Annotated in this window: 16 protein-coding genes and 1 tRNA gene; 9 read left to right on the top strand and 8 right to left on the bottom strand. The window is 52.4% G+C overall.

Features of this window, described 5'->3' with window-relative positions; translation table 11 throughout:
* On the top strand, positions 1-1,687 hold a 1,687-nt coding region (locus MKMG_RS07495; protein ID WP_165077007.1), incomplete at its 5' end, for a threonine--tRNA ligase.
* Positions 1,688-1,993: 306 nt separating this feature from the next.
* On the opposite strand, the gene MKMG_RS07490 is transcribed toward MKMG_RS07495, so the two are convergent.
* Positions 1,994-3,958 (bottom strand): PAS domain S-box protein, encoded by a 1,965-nt coding sequence (locus MKMG_RS07490; RefSeq protein ID WP_165077005.1) that lies wholly within the window; start codon positions 3,956-3,958, stop codon positions 1,994-1,996.
* A gap of 68 nt (positions 3,959-4,026) precedes the next feature.
* Complete coding sequence (nifB, locus tag MKMG_RS07485) at positions 4,027-4,932, bottom strand: nitrogenase cofactor biosynthesis protein NifB (protein ID WP_165077003.1); 906 nt, start codon at positions 4,930-4,932, stop codon at positions 4,027-4,029.
* A gap of 103 nt (positions 4,933-5,035) precedes the next feature.
* On the opposite strand from nifB, the gene MKMG_RS07480 reads away from it, so the two are divergent.
* Positions 5,036-5,566 (top strand): hypothetical protein, encoded by a 531-nt coding sequence (locus tag MKMG_RS07480; protein WP_165077001.1) that lies wholly within the window; start codon positions 5,036-5,038, stop codon positions 5,564-5,566.
* Positions 5,567-5,574: 8 nt separating this feature from the next.
* Here the strand turns inward: MKMG_RS07480 and MKMG_RS07475 are convergent, their stop codons facing one another.
* On the bottom strand, positions 5,575-6,678 hold the full coding sequence (locus tag MKMG_RS07475) for a hypothetical protein (protein WP_165076999.1): 1,104 nt from the start codon (positions 6,676-6,678) through the stop codon (positions 5,575-5,577).
* 344 nt (positions 6,679-7,022) lie between these two features.
* Here MKMG_RS07475 and MKMG_RS07470 point away from each other — a divergent pair, with 344 nt between their 5' ends.
* The 6 genes from MKMG_RS07470 (at position 7,023) to MKMG_RS07445 (ending at position 12,257) form a co-directional block, all read left to right on the top strand.
* Positions 7,023-8,240 (top strand): COG1361 S-layer family protein, encoded by a 1,218-nt coding sequence (locus MKMG_RS07470; protein WP_165076997.1) that lies wholly within the window; start codon positions 7,023-7,025, stop codon positions 8,238-8,240.
* Between the two features lie 3 nt (positions 8,241-8,243).
* Complete coding sequence (locus MKMG_RS07465; protein WP_165076996.1) at positions 8,244-9,452, top strand: ABC transporter permease; 1,209 nt, start codon at positions 8,244-8,246, stop codon at positions 9,450-9,452.
* Between the two features lie 37 nt (positions 9,453-9,489).
* Positions 9,490-10,158, top strand: coding sequence for an ABC transporter ATP-binding protein (locus MKMG_RS07460; protein WP_165077009.1), 669 nt, complete (start codon positions 9,490-9,492; stop codon positions 10,156-10,158).
* 56 nt (positions 10,159-10,214) lie between these two features.
* The gene (locus tag MKMG_RS07455) at positions 10,215-10,640 is read left to right on the top strand and encodes an HNH endonuclease (protein WP_165076995.1); all 426 of its coding nucleotides are present in this window, start codon (positions 10,215-10,217) and stop codon (positions 10,638-10,640) included.
* 180 nt (positions 10,641-10,820) lie between these two features.
* Complete coding sequence (locus MKMG_RS07450; protein WP_165076994.1) at positions 10,821-11,597, top strand: protease inhibitor I42 family protein; 777 nt, start codon at positions 10,821-10,823, stop codon at positions 11,595-11,597.
* A gap of 174 nt (positions 11,598-11,771) precedes the next feature.
* The gene (locus MKMG_RS07445) at positions 11,772-12,257 is read left to right on the top strand and encodes a GyrI-like domain-containing protein (RefSeq protein ID WP_165076993.1); all 486 of its coding nucleotides are present in this window, start codon (positions 11,772-11,774) and stop codon (positions 12,255-12,257) included.
* Positions 12,258-12,870: 613 nt separating this feature from the next.
* Here MKMG_RS07445 and MKMG_RS07440 read toward each other — a convergent pair.
* Together MKMG_RS07440 and MKMG_RS07435 are read right to left on the bottom strand one after the other, a co-directional pair.
* A tRNA-Val gene (locus MKMG_RS07440) sits at positions 12,871-12,944 on the bottom strand.
* A 97-nt stretch (positions 12,945-13,041) separates the two neighbouring features.
* Positions 13,042-13,272 (bottom strand): hypothetical protein, encoded by a 231-nt coding sequence (locus MKMG_RS07435; RefSeq protein ID WP_165076992.1) that lies wholly within the window; start codon positions 13,270-13,272, stop codon positions 13,042-13,044.
* On the opposite strand from MKMG_RS07435, the gene MKMG_RS07430 reads away from it, so the two are divergent.
* Positions 13,267-13,545, top strand: a complete 279-nt coding sequence (locus MKMG_RS07430; RefSeq protein WP_165076991.1) for a DUF1294 domain-containing protein — start codon at positions 13,267-13,269, stop codon at positions 13,543-13,545. The genes MKMG_RS07435 and MKMG_RS07430 overlap by 6 nt on opposite strands.
* 87 nt (positions 13,546-13,632) lie before the next feature.
* On the opposite strand, the gene mch is transcribed toward MKMG_RS07430, so the two are convergent.
* The 3 genes from mch to MKMG_RS07415 all read right to left on the bottom strand — a co-directional run bounded on the left by mch (position 13,633) and on the right by MKMG_RS07415 (position 16,517).
* The gene (mch, locus tag MKMG_RS07425; protein WP_165076990.1) at positions 13,633-14,580 is read right to left on the bottom strand and encodes a methenyltetrahydromethanopterin cyclohydrolase; all 948 of its coding nucleotides are present in this window, start codon (positions 14,578-14,580) and stop codon (positions 13,633-13,635) included.
* Positions 14,581-14,644: 64 nt separating this feature from the next.
* Positions 14,645-15,778, bottom strand: coding sequence for an ORC1-type DNA replication protein (locus MKMG_RS07420; protein WP_165076989.1), 1,134 nt, complete (start codon positions 15,776-15,778; stop codon positions 14,645-14,647).
* Positions 15,779-15,842: 64 nt separating this feature from the next.
* Complete coding sequence (locus tag MKMG_RS07415; RefSeq protein ID WP_165076988.1) at positions 15,843-16,517, bottom strand: hypothetical protein; 675 nt, start codon at positions 16,515-16,517, stop codon at positions 15,843-15,845.
* Positions 16,518-16,728 lie beyond the last annotated feature (211 nt).

Below are 16,728 nucleotides of genomic sequence, written 5' to 3'. Positions count from 1 at the left end.
TATCACGGGTGTGGCGGCAAAGACCGCAGCGGAGATCCTGGAGACGGCTGAGAAACTCGGCACGACAAATATCATGATCTACCCGTATGCCCACCTCTCCAGTGACCTCTCATCCCCGAAGGCGGCGATTGAAGCACTGACCACAATCGAGGAGATCTGTTCCCAAAAAGAGGGACTGACCGTCAAACGTGCACCGTTCGGCTGGTACAAGGCCTTCACTCTCTCCTGTAAGGGCCACCCCCTCTCTGAACTCTCCCGGACGATTACACCGGAAGACGCTGAAGAGAAGGCAGAGAAAAAGAAAGTCACCCACACCTTCTTTGTCCTCACCCCCGAAGGCGCACGGGAAGATGCTGCGAAATATGCGGATGACACTCCATTTGGGCAACTGGTCAAAAAAGAGACCGGAGTCACTGCAGAAGCAACCGGTGACTCTGTGCACTGCGAACTGATGCGGGCAAAGGAACTCGTTGATTACGAACCTCTCTCTGATGTCGGGAACCACCGGTGGATGCCCCGTGGAAAGCTCATCCGCGATCTGCTCGGAGATTACGTTCTTGGACTGGTGCTCGACTATGGCGGCATGCCGGTTGAAACGCCGGTCATGTACGACCTTGACAACCCGGCCATCAACGAGCACGCCGGAAAATTCGGTGAACGTCAGTACAGGTTCAAGTCGGGCAACCGTAACATGATGCTCCGGTTTGCCGCCTGCTTCGGGATGTTCTCTATCATGCACGATATGCACATCTCACCCAACACGCTCCCGATGAAAATGTATGAACTCTCCACCTATTCCTTCCGGCATGAGCAGAAGGGTGAGTGCATCGGCCTGAAGCGCCTCCGCGCATTTACCATGCCGGATATGCATTCCCTCTGCCTTGATATGGACCAGACACTCTCCTGCTTTGAAGAGCAGCTGATGATCGGCTGGCAGACCGGACGGGATCTTGAAACCCCGCTCGCGGGCATCTTCCGGTGCACGGAAGGGTTCTACGAAGAGCACGAGGAGTGGGTCAAAGGCATCGTCCGGGCGTCCGGTGTGCCGATGCTCATTGAACTGCTCTCTGACCGTGTACACTACTGGGTGGCAAAAGTGGATCTTGCGGCAATTGACGGGCAGGGCCGGCCTATTGAGAACCCAACCGTCCAGATTGATGTGGAATCATCAGAGCGCTTCGATATCAAATATTTCACCGATGAAGGGGAGGTCCATCCGCCCATCATCCACTGTTCACCAACAGGCTCAATTGAACGGGTCATCTGCGCCCTCTTGGAGAAGACCGCAACACAGGATGTCCCGATGTTTCCGGTATGGCTCTCTCCGACACAGGCACGGATTGTACCGGTGGCTGAGCGCCATATTCCATACGCCACAGAGGTCTGTGAAGTCCTGACAAAGGCAGGCATACGCTGTGATGTTGACGACCGCGAAGAGTCGGTTGGTAAGAAGGTCAGGGAAGCAGGCATGGACTGGGTGCCATACGTGGCAGTCGTGGGTGACTCTGAGGCTGAATCCGGCACACTCACGGTGACCATCCGGAAGGAGTCACAGCCAAAGAAACCCTATAAGGAAGAGATGACGCCGGAAGCACTTGCAGAGAAAATCTCCGCCGTGACTGCAGGCATGCCTGCACGGAGAATTTACACACCAAAGAATCTCTCAGTTAAACCGCGGTTCATCTGAGATTCACTCAACTTTTTTTCCACTTATTTTCAGACCTGTTTTGATGTGTTCATCCCGCTGACCAGGAAGCGAACGCTACATGCAATCCAGCCAAAAGGCGGACGGAAAATGCCCATGAACCTACCGTGAACCCCACAAATAACTGAAAGATTACACTACAGTGCCTGCCCAAAGATACCGTCCCGCACCCGCCCACAGGTAATGTGACCACTGCGCCGGCTGTATATCTTCTGCTGCGTGTACACATATCCGGCACGAACAGCATATGAACATACGTGGGAGGGGGGGGCAGGGTGAAAGTGTGAGTCACACGGCAGGAGAGGAGTCCTGGCAGGCACCCGGGGGAATAGTGAGCGAGAAGGTTGCCCCCCTGCCCACCGTGCCGGTCTCTTCAATGGTGATACCGGTAAGTCCCAGCATTTCCCGAATGAGATAGAGACCATACCCCGTGTTTGACCCAAAACCTTTATCAAATATCCGTTTTTTTATCTCATCAGGCACCCCGGCACCGTCATCCGCAAACGTGAGCATGCCGCCGCCATGTGTGTCCGGCACCCAGGTGACCACCACAGCAGAGGCATTAAATCCGTGCCTGAGGGTATTTTCCATCAGATTGAAGACGACTTTCTCAAAGAGATGGTCTGCATATATTTCAAGGTCGCCCGTATTGCACGAGACGGTGAGTGCAGAGAGCTCTGTGTTCTGTGATACACTCCTGACGACAGAACTGACTGACTGCCACTTGGGCTTTTCCATCCCGATATACTCATAATCCCGTGAGAATATAATCTGCCGCTCAATTGTCTCTGCAATATCAAATATGGCTGATACATACTCTGCATTGACAGGTTCTCCTGCTGCAATAGTATCTGCGAGCAGCTCTTTGAAGAGCAGCATAGCAGTCACCTGGTTCAGGATATCATGTCGGGTGACAGAGGAGAGGAGGGAGAGTTTCAGGTTCGTTTTCCGCAGGGCCTCTTCTGCCATCACCTGTTCACTGATGTCAATCACTGCGCCATGTATCCCGAAAAACTTCCCCTCACGGACAATGGGGCTGCTGTAGACCAGTGCAGGGAATGTGGTTCCGTCCATGCGGCGAATGGAAAACTGCATGCCCTGTATCCGGCCACCTGACGCAACCTCAGTAATGGCTGACTCAACACGGTTTACATCTTCAGGTACAACTAAATTTACGAGAGAAATGTCCGGACCCAGCAGCAGCCTGGGATCGGCTTTCATGGCAGAATATGAGGTCTGGTTTGCAAATGTCACTTCTCCGGTTTCATCACATTCATAAAGAATAATGGGGATGAAATCAGCCAGTTCCCTGAACCGCCGTTCACTTTTTCGCAGCTGTTCAAGCATCTCTTCCTTCTTATCTGTAATGTCAACAGCAAAGAATGCGACAGCGTTCACCTCACCGGTGCTGCCGATGACCGGGGTCAGGTGTATCTCAAATACACGGTTACCCATCTCCATTTCAATGATCTCAGGCTCTCTCTCTTCAAGAACACGGGTAAATCCATCCGTCAGACCCTTCATCACAGGTGAATGCAAACCATGAGTGCCCGGGTCATATGTCCCGCCCTGGAGAATGGCATGTATCCGGAAGAAGGCGGCGTTGGCAACAATATTAGATAAGTTCCTTCCAATCAGTCCTGCAGGTTCAGAAATACTGTCAATAAATGACTGCAGTGCGTTTTTTGAATCCTGCAGGCGTTTTTCTGCAAGAGTCCGTTCACGAACTTCATCGATCAGTGCCTGGTGGGAAAGACAGCCCCGGACAGATATCGCAAATTTCCGTATCACATCGTGCAGCTGTGCCAGTTCTTCTGAACTGAACGCTTCATCCCTGTTCTGGGCATAAATCTTCAGGACACCATAATCTCCCAGAGGATACAGTGCATACGCCCCTCCCAAAATCCGTTTTTCCGCTATAAGCGACTGAAATTCGGCATCATGTGCAGAGTATGAGACAGCCTTTCCGTCTGCAGGCAATGTGAAGAGCGGATGGTCAACAGACAGAGTCACAGAGTCTGCCATCACCATGGGATAGGCATAGACACATGTTGCATCCCCTGTGTCCCCCCCGTTTTTCAGCACATCATTCCTGAGCCAGAGTGAAACAAATGAATAGTTCTTCCGGGCCAGTAAAAGTGTGCAGAATGCGTCACTGTTCTCCTGCAGATCAAGGGAATTGCCGATGGAAAAGGCCAGCTCATTGATGATTGACAGATTTTTTGAAATATCAGACGCCTGATTAGTTCTCATAAAACCGTCCGGTCACAAATATCCGGAAATTGAACACGAAATAGAATCAGAAAAAATATTGGAGATCATTACAGGGCCCCGCAATTCCGGTAGATCTCATCCTGCACGTCTTTTCCAAGCTTTCCGATGGCGTCAGAGCGGCAGCGTGCACAGTGCCTCATCTGGCGGACATACGGGGCACATGCGTCATGCATTTCCTTCTTGTCAGCAAGAGTTGGTGGAGTGATGTGGGCAAACTTATACTGCGGAATAACCGGGATAATATTGAAGGTATAGACACCCATCTCACCCATCTTCTTTGCGATATCAACGACATGGTGGTCATTGACTCCGGGAATCAGCACCGTGTTTATTTTCACAAACATCTTGCGTTCCACCGCCATCTCAATGCCTTTCATCTGTTGTGCAAGGAGGCGTTCTGCTGCCTCACGTCCATGCAGTTTCTTCCCTTCCCATTCGACAAAGGAATATATCTTCTCGCCGATTGCCGGGTCAATCGCATTGCAGGTCACCGTAACGTTCCCTACACCATACTCATCGAGAAGATCGATATGCTCGGGAAGCATCAGTCCGTTTGTGGACATACACTTGATGGGAACTGGGAATTCCTCCTTTAAGAGGCGAAGTGTCTCAAAAGTCTCGTCATTTGCAAGTGGGTCGCCCGGCCCTGCAATGCCTATGACCTTGATATAGGAAAACTTCCCCATCACTTCCCGAACCAGCACGAGGCTCTCCTCAGGTGAGAGCACCTTACTGCATACGCCGGGGCGGCTTTCATTGACACAGTCAAAGTCACGGATGCAGTAATTGCACTGGATATTGCAGTCTGGCGCCACCGCGAGGTGCATTCTCCCGAATTTATGGCTTGCATCTTTGCTGTAGCATGGGTGTTCCCGAACCTTCCTGAGGGCGTCGGGGTCGTACGGGATCTCCTCCCCGTTAACCGTTGCAGTAGGATATTCGCCTGATGTCATCCAATAGCCAAATTTGTAACAGACCAATGATAAACGTATGTAAACAGCGCAACATATCCGGGAAGACCAATATACTATATATACGAGGACTGGATCTTCTACTATGAAGCAGAAAGGACCGTTATACCTTGCCATATTCGTGCTTATACTCGCTGTAATGGCCTGCGGATGTGCCACCACGGATGAACCCGCTGAACCAACACCGGTAATCACACCGGTCCCGACCGTGGAAGAGGCGTGGGCCGTTACCGATCCCATCTTTATCAAATCACCCAGTGTTCCGGATTACAAAACAGCCATCAGGGCAGACCCGATTACAAACGTCTTCGGGGTCTATGTCAGCCTTGATATTGATGCCACAGGAATGGGGGGCAATATGGCAAGTGAGGGAGACAATCTCTTCATCGTCGCGTTTGCCTACAATTACGCAGCAGTCCCAAAAGATTTCACGATTACATCCTATAACGACATCATATCATCAGGTATTCCCTATAAATCAATGACAGACCGCATCTTTCCCATGAATGTGAAGACAGAAAATTTCGCGGTCGTGGGGCTGAAAGACGGGATGCAGATTAATCCCGCTGAGCCGTATAATTATGGCGTTATCATCATGCTCAGGGATGAAGTCTAAAATCATCCTCAGGGATTCTCTTTTTTCGGTGCCCGCGTTATCATAACATCAAGGTTGGGGACGATCATCCACACCGGGAAATATCCGGCAAACGCCTGATCATCTACCTTGAACATATGCAGCCGCTGATATGCCTTACTGATGGTCCCGAGTTCTTTTTCAGCATCCTCACCGGGAGTTTCCGGAAGTGCCTGAAGAGAACTGAGCATGGTATCCCGCAGAAGATCGTGGTTATATACCGATAGGTCAAGGACCAGTTTTCTGCTGTATATCCCCTGAAAGTAGCGCACTACCAGAAGCTGTGAGAGAAATACCAGGAGAAGGGGGATGGCATTCGGCCCCATGGCAACAAATCCTTCAATTCTCATCACACTGGAGAGTGTCTGTCCCGGAAGGAGCAGGACACCTAGTATCAGCACCCCTGAGATGGCCGCGATGAAGGCCGCGACAAGGATATATTTCATCCCATTCGCGATTCCCTGGTTCATGCGCCGTGATATGTCAGTGCGGATTCCCATAATCCCCGAGAAAAAACCGGGAGAATAGGGTTTGATTCTCATTATTGCCGCATAGAAGGCAATAATTGCAAGAGACTGGACAAGGAGTATCACTGCTGACCGGAGTTCGAAGAACCCGGTGATAAGCCCGAGAACAGCGAGAACGATGCTTATTGAGAAGAGCAGAATAAAGCCCGGGGCTATTGGCTGGCAGTTAATGAAGAAGAGATTCCAGAGCGCCTCTGCATAGAGGTTGCGTTCACGCGTAATCGCGCCGGCACTGGTTGCCGCATCACGCAGGAGACCCGTAAAACTTCCAATTCCTTCTCCTTTGCCTGACGGAAATGCAAGGTCTGCTTTTTCGGTGGGAAGCATCAGAATAATGGGGTTAAACATCAGCAAAAGGAATGATGACACCACCCAAAAGAGGCTGTAGTTTTCCAGTTCTATGAAGAAGATGACATTCATAATGAATGCAACAATAATCAGCACATGTGCGTATTTTCCGGCTCCGTGTGCTTTGCTGTATTCTGATATTTTCCGGTCAGTATCGATAATCTCTGTCTGCATCTCACCAATGAGATGCTGACGCTTCGCTGAATAATTGTCACTCATTCCTTAACTCCCTGATATACCGGCCGGACTTTTTGTCCGGCTCTCTTCACATGCTGGTATGTACTCCACCTGTGTTGAAATTACTTCGGGAGAGAACATGCAGGAGATATTTCTGAGGAAACGCATTATCTTCCAAAAAATATGTATGGATTCATCCTGTCCTGCGGCTGCACCATTCATCTCCGTACCATATGCATGAAGAGCGGATGATGAGGTGGCCGTATCCGGGGTGATGGTCACGATCAAAACAGGCAGGAAGCCCGCGACTTTAGTCGTGGGTAGTTGACATTAGCTATATTACCAGACGGGGCGAGGCTATGCATACCATATGGGAGATGGTATACATGATGATACGATATGCATGCGTGCTCTGCATCTTTGCAGCAGCGCTAACAGGAATTGCGGCAGGAGGGTTGTATGAACCCACGGTCATGGCAACAGAGGGCACGGTTACACCCGCAGTCCTGATGCCGGGGGATACCGGCATGATCACCGTAGTTCTGAAGAACACGGCACAGACATCGACGGCGACGATGTCTGACTCGCAGATCACCACCCAGACGGATGTAAACCCGACGATCACCAGCGTCTTTCTGGATGGCAGAGGTGATATCAAAGTTATCGGCGGCAATTCACAGTTTACAGGCGACCTTGGGCCGGGGCAGGAAGTCACTCTCTCCTTTCTGATACAGGCCCCGGAAGAGGCAGGCATCTTTTTCCCAGTCCTGCGTGTCCGGGTCAGGGGTGCAGAGGGGCTCACCTATCCGGTGCCGGTGAATGTGAATCTGCCGATATCAACCCTCAGCACGGCAATGCTTGTTGTAACACAGGAGGAGAACGGATACGTGGTGCCGGGAGAGACCGTCCACCGCAATGTGACGGTCACAAACAGCGGCAGGAGTGCCGCTGACGACATCCGCATAAGAATTGCAGACGACAATCCCTATGTTGGCCCTCTTGAGACCGGGACCTTCTACCTGGAGACGCTTGCACCCGGAAAGTCAGAGGTGATCATGGTCAGCCTCATAACCAGCCGGTCGCTGGAGAACAGTGTGCAGGAAATACCGCTTGAAATATCCTACGCTGTCGTGGACGGGATGCCGGTGACGCAGACAGACTCCCTCACCCTTGATGTTCACGGGCATGCTGAACTCTCCATCGCATCGGTGCGCACCGACCCGGCCAGGGTTTCCGGGGGAGAAGCCTTTGAGATGACCATCCGGCTGGAGAACACGGGGACAGATGAGGCCATCTCAACCACAGCAGAGATAGACCTCCCCTTTGAGGGGACAAAAAAGGCATTCATCGGCAAAATAAAACCGAACAATGATGCCCCTGCCATATTCTCCCTTGACGGCGGAAAAGGCGGAGACTATCACTATACCCTTACCGTCACCTGGGAGGATGACTGGGGCCCGCACTCAGAATCATTTGACCTCATACTTCCTGTGAAAACGAATGACTCAACCGCAGCAATCGCCGGATTTCTGATCATCCTGATTCTTGCAGCCGGCGGTGCCTATTACTTCCTGGTATACCGGAAGAAGGCCGGGCAGGCATAGGCAATGTTTGACGATCTGAGAGTGTCTGCCTTTCTTGCGACCCGGTCCATCCAGCGGGGCGGCAGGGGCAGGAATGCCATGTATATCATCATCATTGCCCTGGTGCTCACCAATATGATCTTCCTCCCGTCGGTGATTATGGGGGCAATGGACGTCTACTATGTGCAGACCGTCGATTACATCTCATCAGATGTCATCATCAAACCGCCGGAGGATGTCCGGTATATCGATGATGTAGAGACACTGCTTGCAACAGTAAACCGGATGTCGGGTGTGGTGCGGGCCTCCGCACGCTACCCCATGGCAGGGTCAATAGACTTCGAGGATAAGACGGTTGCAATGGAAATAGACGCCTTTGACCCGCGGGATGAGACAGAAGTCACCAAGTTTCACAAACACATGAAATATGGGGATTTCCTTGGCAGCGGAGACCGGGACCAGATCATCGTTGGCAGTCTGGTGGCAGGTGCCAAGGATGACACCGGGGAGTTTTATGCATCCCTCGGTGGTGCCACGGTCGGTGACTCGGTCGTTGTCCGGTATGCAAACGGTGTCGTGAGGGAATACCGTATCAAGGGCATATTCAACACCAAGTCCTACCAGGCAGATTACATGGTCTTTGTGACAAAAGATGAGATGGATGCCGTCACCGGGTCAGGCGGGGCACGGGCAACTGAGGTGCTTGTGAAGACCGTCTCAGCCGAAGATGCACAGCCCGTCAAAAAACGGATTCTTGAATTTGGTGTCGGAGAGGATGTCGAGACATGGGAAGAGGCACTCCCTGATGTCGTGAGTGAATCGGTTGAATCCTTTGCCATCATCAATACGATCAGTGTCCTTGGAAGTCTGGTCATCGCTGTGGTGCTGATCTTCATTATGACCACGATTAAGACCTTCAACAACCGCAAACAGATTGGCATCCTCAAGGCAATCGGCCTGAAAAAAAGCATCATCATCAACTCCTATGTGATGCAGGTGATCTTCATCTGCCTGATAGGTGCCATCGTCGGATCCCTGCTCATCGGCACGATGGTTCTTTACTTCACCACCTATCCGATTGAGTTTCCGGACGGGGATGTAACACCTCTCGTGACGTGGGCAATGATCATCGAGAATACGGCACTGCTCTTCATATCATCTGCCATCGCAGGGTTCATCCCGGCCTGGCGGGTGACAAACGAAGGGATTCTGGAGGCGATACGGGGTGGATGAATATATCAGGGCAGAAGACCTCAGGAAACTCTATACCATGGGCACAGTAGAGGTCCGGGCAATCAACGGTGTCTCGTTCTCTGTCAGAAAGGGTGAATTCGTGGGCATCACGGGCTCATCCGGGTCTGGTAAATCCACGCTCCTCCATATGCTTGCCCTGCTGGACCCGCCAACCGAAGGGACAATAACCATCGCCGACAGGGATGTCATCTCCCTTTCCGAGGCGGAAAAAGGGATATTCCGCCTTTCACGGTTTGGGTTTATCTTTCAGGATTATGCACTGGTTCCCGAACTGACGGCAGAGGAGAATGTCTCCCTTGTCGCGATGGCACGGGGGGAAGAGGCGGGGTCATATTCCCGCCGCAGCAGGAAACTCCTCGGCCAGGTCGGTCTGGGGGAACGGGTGGCACATCTCCCGTCTGAACTCTCAGGAGGGGAACAGCAGCGGGTGGCAATCGCCCGGGCACTCATCAACACCCCGGAGATCCTCTTTGCAGACGAACCCTGTGCCAATCTGGACAGCACCAATTCGCGGGCAGTGCTCGATTTATTCAGGGAGATTAACCAACGGATGAACCTGACCGTCATCATGGTCTCACATGAGGACTGGCATATGGAATACTTTGACCGGGTTATCCGCCTCCGTGACGGGAAAATAGAGGAGGATTTCCAACCGGAGATTCCGGATGCAACGGCTTCTCCATAGCGCCCCTGAACTTTCGCCCTGCACGGGTCTAGTTTTAAAAGGACTCTCACGATACCATGTCACTACCGGATATGGCCCGCCAAAAACAGGCAATTGAGTTGCAGCGCAGTCTTTTTTCATTTCATACCGGAGGCATCCCACCCTGCAGGGACATACCCGGACTGAACGCCTACCGGCGCCTCTGTTACTCCTGTCCGTATGGTGAGCGCAACGGCGATGTCCTCTTATGCCGGCGCCACGATATCGTGGTCACGGTGCGGGACAAATACGGGCTGAAGGAATGGAAACAGCTCAGGCAAGTCATTCTGGCACGTGACGAACACCGGTGCAGGCTATGCGGTGCTGAGGAGTATCTCCACATCCACCACCGGGACGGCGACCGGACCAACGATGCACCCGAAAATCTCATCACCCTCTGCGAGCGGTGCCATTCCCGCGTCCATGCACGGAGGGGCCGCCCGCCGGGGCTTCACGAGAGGTGAACTGTGTAGGGCGGTGATTCAGTCACGGTCTGTCCACTGCTCTCTGCTGTAACAAAAGCAGTAACGGCGGACAGGTAGAATCCATCCCTCTGTTCTTGCAGATGCCTGACATGAGTGCGGTGGAGTTCGAAATTATCGCTTGTTTTATCAATCTGCCCGTCCATATTCCACTGAGCGCCTATGAAACCAGTATACGGAATTCTGATGGCAGTCGCCCTCGCTGGCATTCTCTGTGCGGCAGGGTGCACCACGACTGATACGACAGGGACAGAGACAAACACATCTGCACCCACACCCACCCCGGTGATGGTTAGCCTTGGCTCTGTTGGCAAGGAAAACAACCGCGACATCGTCCCGATGAATATGCAGACCGTGATGCAGGTGATACTGCCGGAAAACCCAACAACCGGTTACTCCTGGACTGTGACCACTGTTGACGGGATGACTATCACGGATGACACATTCGTCCCGCCTGAAGAGCAGATCCCCGGTGCGGGCGGCGTGCATGTCTGGACTCTCGAACCAAACTCAACCGGCATCGCGACATTCAGCGCTGTATATGTCCGTCCGTGGGAGGAGGTGCAGCCGGATGATGAGAGATACACTGTTACATTCTATGTAACACCGGAGGGAACCTCGGTGGTAGACGTAACCAGTGCTGATAACGGAACCACGGTCCCGGTGCCAAAAGACGGTGCTGTGCTTGTCGCACTGAATGAGAACCCGACCACCGGATATCAGTGGAATGCCTCAGTCTCGGGCAGTGCAGAGATTGCCGCTGACTCATTCGTACCCCCATATTCAGAGAGGCCTCTTGTCGGTGCAGGCGGCATTCACAAGTGGCTGGTGACCTTCACTGACGCACCTTCCGGAACCTTTGACGCGGCATACGTCCGCCCGTGGGAAGAGACTACAGCGGATGCAGAGTCCTTCACCGTTACCTTTGCCGGGGTTTAATTTTCCCGGTTTATCCCTTTTTTTGCATTTGCTCTCTCACAATCAGAGGTGAACAACAGCAGTGGGAAGTATTCCAATGCTCCCGGATGCAGGCAACCTGAAACCAGTTTTCAGTTTCATCCCGCCGGGCCAACTATTAAATAGAAAATTCCGCCAATCTTTGGACGAAGACCCATGACAGATATTACTCTCACTGATATTGCACCGCAGACGGTCCTTGGCATACGCCGCCGCGGTTTCTACCAGGAACAGATTCCTGCGATGATTATGGAACTCTTTGCATACGTGGAAGAGAAGGGCATCGGAATCTCCTGCATGCCGGTCTTTGTCTGCCACGAGACCACCCCTGAAGCGGCGATGCGGGCAGCAGAGGAAGGCAATGCTGACATTGAAGTCGCACTCCCGGTGCCAGCGTCGGTTGCCATCACGGCAGAAGGCCCGGATGGCATCACCTGCTATGAACTTCCCGGAGGGCCGATGCTGAAAGCCATTCACAAAGGTCCGTATGGGGAATGTGAATCTACCTACGACGATATCTTCGCATGGATGGCTGAGCACGAAAAGGAAGTCACCGGCCCGATTCGCGAGGTCTACGTAAACGACCCCGCGGAAGTGGCTGAGGAGGATATTCTGACAGAGATTTATGTGCCGGTGGGGTGAAAGAAACCCATTTTTCTGTGAAAAATAGTGATGAGGGAATTCTATCGATGAATTCTCATCCTCATTGCAATGAATGCCATTCCAAGTATGATTCCACAGATCACCACAAACATGCCGGGAAATTCCGGTACCGGTGTTTCAGGGGGGCATGTCACCCTTTGGCTACCCTTTTTGACCCCCCGTATGGGGGAATCGGGAGGTAAAACGGGCGTATTTTCTGCATTTTGTTACTGTCGAAAAAATACGGACAGTATGCCTTTTATTCGCTCAAATACTGATTTATTGCAGACTATTGAGGGGTCGCTATTGTCGATGATTTGGGGGGGGTGTATGGGTTGTCTCCGGTTGAGAACGGGCCGCTCCGGGCTTCTGTGTGGATGCAATTTTACCGGTTTTAGTCCATTTGATGGGTTATTTATGCGTTTCTTAACCAGATGCCGTGCATTTGTCCCAAGTAACGCGAATCGTATCACAGCAGAGAAAAAGCGGAATCACCATTATGTTGGGTAAAGGAGGTGACGCCCCGTATCTGTCATGGTTTTTCCTTTTGCGGTTGCCACGATCTCTGAATATTTCCCGATGACCGATTTATCAGAATGGACGCAAAAAACGATGGGCCTGCCCGGATTCGAACCGGGGACCTTCGCCGTGTAAAGGCGATGTCATAACCAACTAGACCACAAGCCCCATGTGCATGTTGTGCCTTAAATTCATTTTTTTCAAAGATATTAAGCCTTGTGTATTCTTCCGGCCGGTGGTGACTGGCGGGCGTCAGGATGTTCTTTTAATTCCTTTTTCCTCTCGTCTTCTCTTTCTCTCCTCCTTCTGCGATTATTTTTCCCCGATATCCCTCTCCCTGTCTCTCCCCCTCCACCATTCCTCTGCTGCTTTCCTTTCTGCGGGATATATATGAGACGCCGCCATACATCTCCCGAAAGAGAAGATGCCGGAACGGTGCCCCTTCGGCCCGCTTCCCTCCTCCTTCTCCCGACACAATGGAGTACCACCCATGCATAATATCATCATCGTCACGGCTCTCTACGTCGTGGTAAATATCATCGCATTTCTCGCCTACGGGCGTGACAAACGCAGGGCAGAAAACGGTGCGTGGCGCACACCGGAGGGGATCCTCATCATCGCGGCATTCCTCGGGCCGTTCGGGGCATACGCAGGCATGCGCAAATTCCGGCACAAGACGCAGAAACTGAAGTTTAAACTGGTCCCGTTCTTTCTCGTTCTGCACTGTGGTGCGATCATCTGGTTTGGATATCTCCTTTTCACAGCGTGAGGGATGAAGAGACCCGCCGCTGACCCTGATAACAGACGATCAAACACACCGGGAAAAGACCAGAACCGGAAAAAAGAGAAAAATAATTCAGAGGTAGCCGAAGGACTGGAGTGTCACTTCGGGGTTTACCGCACCACAGCGGTAGACCTTACCTTCTGATATCTCGTTGATGGTAACCTCAGCCGGTGCAAAGAGGCCCTGGTCGATCTTGAAGAAGTCGAAGTTTGCTTCCTTGAACGTGTCGTAGAACGGCCTGCCGTAGGAAGATGAGGTGCTGGACGGGATCTTATCGACATAGTCTGCGATGTCAGCACCGTCGATGGTCAGGTTAATCTGGCCGAAGTAGATGGTGGCATCATTCGTGCAGCCCATTGCCTTGGTGGAGTCTGCCTTCACAGGAGCAATCGGGGCTGAACCGCATGCACAGATGATCTTCTTCGGGTCGTAGTGGAGCTGTTCAAGGCGGTAGATGGCTGTCTCGACACAGCGGCCGGCGACCTGGATGGAACCGACCACTGATGCGGTCGGTGCGACAACCGCACAGACGTTTGCGACATCGACGTTGCATCCGTCTGCAATCTTCTGCATCACTGCCTCGTTGGGGAGTGTATCAGACTCAAGGCAGATGACTGCGTAGTCACATTCGTCCTTGTAGTCAATGAGTTCATAGCACTCCTTTGGGTTGAGGGAGAGGGCACGGGCCGGGCCGCTGCCCATCGCGAAGTACTTCTCGTGAGTGATTCTCCAGCCTGCCTCCTGTGCACCGAGGCATGCCAGTGCCGGGAAGTCGGTGTTGACGTCAATGAAGGGCATCGGGACGTGGTTAATCTGGCCCATCCGGAATGAGACCTCTGCAAGACCGCCCATGCAGATCTCGGTGAAGCGTTTTCCTGCTGCATAGCCGCCTTTTGCCTGAACACCACAGTCAACGATGCGTGCTCCATTGTCGAGCTGGTGGAAGACTGCGTTGAAGTCTTCCGGATATTCTGCAAGCTCCTCAAAGAGCTCAAGTGCAAGTTCATTAATGCTGATCATGAGAGTTAACTCCTACCGCATACATTGTTTGAACAAAATAGATAAGGATTGTTAATTGGTGAAGTCAGCAACGATCAATCTCTTCGATGACCCGGTCCGGATCGTACCTGAGCGTGATGAGACGGGTCCTGCCCCTCCCCTCCCGGTAGTGCAGGTTGACAAGCCGCATTGAATCGAACTTTGTGACCATCTCATAGTACCGGGTATAGCCCAGTTTCATCGAAGAGGCCTTCACCGCCTCATGCACCTTTCCTGCGGCCATCTCCACTTCTTCACGCGAGCGTTCGGCAATCAGGCGCAGGAGGGCACGTTCATCAGGCTGGAGGGCGCGGATGGTCGCCGTGAGGTGCAGGTATTTTGAGACCTCATAGGCAAGGCAGACATCATCACGCTCCACACTCCGGCGGGCATTCTTCTCCGCATTGAGGCCGGCCCGTTTCAAGAGATCAATACCCACCCTGAGGTCCCCGCTTTTAAGCGTCTGCTCGGTGATGAGTGCCAGCATCGCGTCACTGATTACCCCCGGATAGAATCCCTGCTTCACCCGCTGGCGGAGAATCTCTGTGATCTCATCCTCGTCATAGGGTGGAAAGTAGATGTCAGTCGGCTGAAAAATGGATGTAACACGTGCATCCAGCGTCTGCATCAGGTCAACCGACATGTCAGAGATCACGGTTATTACCCCTATTTTTGTGCCGGGAAAGGATTCATGTGCCCGCAGCAGGGTGTAGAGAACTTTGTTGATCTCGTTTCCATACATCAGGTAGTTCGCATCGTCAAGGCATACAAGGAGAATAATATCCTCCTTTGCCAGCAGGCGACATACCCCGTCAAAGACCTGTTTAAACGACGTCCCGGAGCCAGGGGGGAGATGCCCTGAGATATGCCGGAATATCTGGGAGAATATGGCAAATTTGGTATTGTCTATCTGGCAGTTGATATGCACCGGCACAATCTTTCTGGTGTGCTCCTCAATCTCGGTGAACAGTTTCCGGATACTGGTTGTCTTCCCGGTGCCCGGCAGACCGCGGCAGATGGTATTCAGGGGGCGCCCGCCGCGGAGAGCAGGCTGTATCTGGAAGGCAAGCTCCTGCTCCTGTGTGTCACGAAAATCGAACTGCCCGGGGACAAAGTCAAACTCAAAGACCTCCATGTCCTGAAAGATTGACTCGTCCCACATCAGCAGGCTCTTCTTCATACCAGAGAATCTCACGGCGGGATATATAAGAATAGGTGTTTGTTATTTTCACCCTGTGCACAGGTCAGTGCTGTGCCTTCTGTATGATATCCAGGCAGGCCCTGCAGAGGGGACGATCCACAAAGATGCGGCCCAGTTTGTCTTCCTGTTTGGAGATTGAGACGCCACAGTCTGCACAGAAGAGAGAGGTTTCAGCCTGTGCCGGCACTGCTGGTGCACAGGCACCGGATTCCATCACTCCTCCGGTTTGTGTGTCTGACTGCACCGGCATACCAGCATGTACATATGATTCTGCATCTCTCTTTCCACGTTCAGACAGAACCGTGTCATCCGCCGCATCGCCCCTCCCCGGCAGGACGCGGAACCGGTAATTTGCAATCTGTTTCTCGGTCTCAGGATCATTTTTTCCGAACCCCGCCAAGACATCGTCAAGATACCGGGCAAGCATCTCTGCGTCCTCCCGGGTATTGACATCTCCTTCCACTGCCACACGGAGATTTTCGTACCGCTCAAGGTTCACGGTCACGCCAATTGTCAGTCGTTTTCCCGGTGTCATGCTGCTGTCAGGTATAAGATATGTCTGCCCTCCGTAGTTATCTCTTCGCCGCGGAGGGCGCGAGTATTTATCGCCTGATGAAAATAAGTAATAGTGCAAAACTGCAGGCAGTGCCATGCCGGGCAGATGATGACAGTTACCCCCACTGACAACCGGATGATGAAGCTGGGGTCTGATGCCCACATTACATGGCACCTGCCGCATGATGCAGCAGTTTTTTCCGAAATATTTGGTTGGATTATTCTTGTTTTTTAGTCAGCATCAGGATGAAGTCCAGAGCATCCATCAGCCCGAATGAACCCTTCTCTGCCGCAACTTCTGAATAGGAGTCCACATCATCCGTCCCGAGTCCCATCACCGCAAACGGCACCGGGTCACTCGTATGCGTCTTCAG

Source organism: Methanogenium sp. MK-MG (assembly GCF_009914725.1).
Classification (GTDB): Archaea; Halobacteriota; Methanomicrobia; order Methanomicrobiales; family Methanomicrobiaceae; genus Methanogenium.
Note: the sequence above shows the minus strand (reverse complement) of the source record. Positions and strands in the feature narration are given on the sequence as shown.